Source organism: Pseudomonas entomophila, from assembly GCF_013523125.1.
GTDB classification, from domain to species: Bacteria; Pseudomonadota; Gammaproteobacteria; order Pseudomonadales; family Pseudomonadaceae; genus Aquipseudomonas; species Aquipseudomonas entomophila_B.
In genome coordinates, this window is sequence record NZ_JAAMQJ010000083.1 from 1 (window position 1) to 3,230 (window position 3,230).

Here is a 3,230-nt window from a genome sequence, read left to right on the forward strand (position 1 = left end):
TGTCAGGCGGGCCGGTCAGCTCGACCTCGTCGACCGTGTAGGCGCCCAGCCGGGTCAGGGCCTGGCCTTCGTAGCCCATCAGGACCGCGACCTGGCTCCCGCGCGCGGGCAGCGCCACGGCCTGATCCCGATCGTCAATGCGCAGCTCGAACTCGTCCGACTCCATGCCAGGCTTGTCCGAGGTGCGCAGCATCAGCAGCCGATCGTTGATCAGCGCCGTGATGTCGTTGCCGTCAGCGATGATCTGATAGGTAGGTTTCATATGAGGCTCCAGAAACAGCAAACCCCGCACGGGCGGGGTTCGTGACGCGTAACGCTGACTTAGCTGAACAGCTGCAGCAGCTCGACGGCAGGTGCCGCCAGGTCAGGTAGGTGGATGAGCAGACCGGCGCGGTACGGCTGCGCCTGCCTGGCCAGGTCCGGGTTGGCCTCCAGCACCGCCTCGACGGTGCCATTGAGGTGCCCGTAATACTGCTGGCAGAGCACGTCCAGCAGATCCCCGTCAGACGTTCTGCAGGTCGTTGCCATAGCTCACAAACTCCAAGGTAAAGCCCTGCTTACGCGGGATGCCGCCGGCGAGCAGATTGCTCTGCTCTTCCTCGACGCTGACCAGGCACCAGTCGCCCAGCACCTCGCCATAGCCGGTGACCAGGTTCAGCGGCCGCAGGCCTCGCCCGATCGTGCGCAGGGTGTTGAGTTGTTTCAGCCCGCCCTTGTGGTGAGGGAAGATCGCGCCCTTGAGGGTGATCTTCTCTTCGCCCAGGCCGACCGCCTGCTGGGCCACGCTCCGGCGCAGCCGCTCCTGGCCCGCCCAGCGAAAGGACGCCTGCCGGCGCAGCTCGTCGAACGCGGCCGTGTCGAGGTTGAAGTAGTACGGTTGCACGTTGGGGTCGTGCGTCTGGATGATCAGCAGGTGCGGATACGGCGCCACGGCCTGGGGCTTCGGGGTTGCCGAGGCTGCCAGGCTGCTGGACGGCACGACGCTGGCCAGCGCAGGGCTGGTCTTGCCGGCGAACTGGATCACCTTCGCCGAGACCTTGCTGGCCATCTGCTTGAAGGCTCCCAGCCGCTCCTGCACCTGGGAGACCCCGGACACGACACGGTTGTACGTCGACGCTACCTGGCCGACCCGTGCCTGGGCCATGTTGATGGTACGCATCATCCGGCCCAGCTTTTCACTGGCACCCGACGGCAGAAACGGGATGTTCTGCAGGTCCGTGGCCGCGCCGGTGATGTTGACCACGGCAGTATTGAGCGGGGCCAGCATGCCGTCCGCACTCTTGCGACCGGCCTCCCCTGCCGCTACCAGGCCCGACAGTGACGCCTCCAATTGCTGCATGTACGCCATAGCGGTTCCTTAGACATGGGGTTGATCGAACAGCTGGGCCGAGGCCATACGCGAGGCCGCCTCGCGGCTCCAGGACTCGAACAGTTGCCTCAGCCGGCCTTCCATCTCACGCAGCAGCTGCGCCGGGTCTTTTACGTCGCCCTGCACGTCGAGCTTGATGCTTGGCGAGAAAGAGAACGCTTGGTCGACCTTCGGCGCCGGCGGCGGCGCTGCCTTGGCGGGAGCGGCGTCGGGCAGTTTCGCCGGCGGCGCTGCGCTCTTGCTCATGTCGCGCACCAGGTCGCCCAGTCCGGCAGGCGGTTGAGGTCTGACGAGGTCTGCGCCGGGGAACCGCACCGCACTCGCTGCAGGTACCGGCACCACGAAGGGGGCTTCGGCCGGTGTCGCCGGCGCAGGCTTGGCCCTGACCGCTGCACCCAGCTTTGGCGCCGGACCATGCTGCACGCCTGTCGCCGCTTCGGCCTTGGCGCGCGCCGCCTGGGCCTGCTCCGCTTCGTACTTCTCCCGGTAACCCGGAGGCACCAGGTCAGCACCAGGGAAGCGCACCCGCCCGGCCGCGAGTGCCGGCACCAGAAGCGCGTTCTCAGAATCAGGGTCGCGCGGGTCATACGACACCGCCGGCGGCGCTGGCTTAATCTGCCGATCACCAGGCGGCGTGACGGGTAACGTTGCTGCAGGTGCGGCGGATGGCTTCGCCTCGGCGTCTTCTGCCTTGGCTCCTACCTTGGCCTCTTCTGCCTTGGCCTCTTCCGCATCCTCGCCGAACAGGCGCTTACCCAGCCAGCCGCCTACCGACTCGCCGCCAAGCCCACCGAGGAACGCACCGACCACACCGCCGACCGCCGTACCGATCACTGGCACCACGGACCCGATCGCTGCGCCTGCAGCAGCACCGGCGAGCGTGCCCGCCATGCCTCCAGCGGCGCCGCCGTAGCCTTCGGCCTTCTCGTCCTGGGTCTTGGCATTCATCGCCACGTCCAGGACCATAGCGCCGCCGTCGATCAGCTTGCCGCCTGGCACGAACTTGCCCAGGCGTGTGACGCCGTGCAGCGCACGGGCGGCCTTGCCCAGCTTCGACATGCCCGTGAGGGCTGACGGCGCTGCAGGTGGCACGGCCGGAATCTGCGGCTTGGGCACAGGCACCTTGGTCGACAGCTTGGCCTTGGCAGCAGGTCCACCAACACCGCCCTGTCGCGCGGCGCGGCGGCGCTCCCGGCGTCGTGTCCGCCGACTGCCCTTTGGACCGCCTGCAGGGCCGTTATTAGCGACCCGACTGCCAATCCCACCGATGGCATCGGCATTGACCACAAACACGCGCTGCGGGTCGTTGGCGGCCTCTGCGGCCTCAGTCGAGGCGCCCGGTGCGAATACCTTGCCCAGCAGGCCCAGCCCGGTGTCGAGCACCTTGCTGCCGGTCTTGGGCAGGTTGATAGGCGGCCGCGCGGCCCGGTTGCCCCGACCGGCCATGCCTTCCAGGCTGCGGCCGAGCGCGATGTTGAGCACCCCGCGCCCGATCTTCAACGCACTGCGCGCGGTCACGAACGCCATCACGGCCGCCGTGACGCCGGCAATGCCCATGACCAGCGGCTGGAAGTCGTCGGCCAAGGCGGTGACCTTGCGCGCGACCAGGGTCAGCCCCTTGGCGGCTAGATCAGTAGCAGGGCGGATGGCATCGCCAATGCTGCGCATCGAGTCGTCGACCGCCTGGCCCAGTTCGGACCACTGCTGTTTCGAGGTCTCGCGGCGCTCGGCCAGGTTCTTGTCGAGGATGCCCGAGGCCTTGCGCGAGTCGGCCTTGAGTTCTTCGTAAAGTCCGCGGTTCTGCCCGTAGGCGGTGAGCGCGGCCTTGACCTGCATGTCGGCGAAGATGTCGCCGGTACGC

General features: G+C 67.7%; 3 protein-coding genes and 1 pseudogene. All 4 read right to left on the reverse strand.

All coding sequences use genetic code 11. From position 1 onward, the window contains the following. Window positions 1–262, reverse strand: a pseudogene (locus tag G7007_RS21580) (phage late control D family protein); the annotation flags it as partial. 59 nt (window positions 263–321) lie between these two features. Then, window positions 322–528, reverse strand: a complete 207-nt coding sequence (locus G7007_RS21585) for a tail protein X (RefSeq protein WP_181105113.1) — start codon at window positions 526–528, stop codon at window positions 322–324. Next, complete coding sequence (locus tag G7007_RS21590; RefSeq protein ID WP_181105115.1) at window positions 503–1,348, reverse strand: phage tail protein; 846 nt, start codon at window positions 1,346–1,348, stop codon at window positions 503–505. The genes G7007_RS21585 and G7007_RS21590 overlap by 26 nt, the downstream gene beginning before the upstream one ends. Window positions 1,349–1,357: 9 nt before the next feature. After that, the coding region (locus tag G7007_RS21595; RefSeq protein ID WP_181105117.1) for a phage tail tape measure protein at window positions 1,358–3,230 on the reverse strand (1,873 nt) is incomplete at its 5' end.

Excerpts from the sequence above, each read along its gene's own strand:
- G7007_RS21585 (WP_181105113.1), bottom strand. The coding sequence starts at position 528 with ATGGCAACGACCTGCAGAACGTCTGACGGGGATCTGCTGGACGTGCTC.
- G7007_RS21590 (WP_181105115.1), bottom strand. The coding sequence starts at position 1,348 with ATGGCGTACATGCAGCAATTGGAGGCGTCACTGTCGGGCCTGGTAGCG.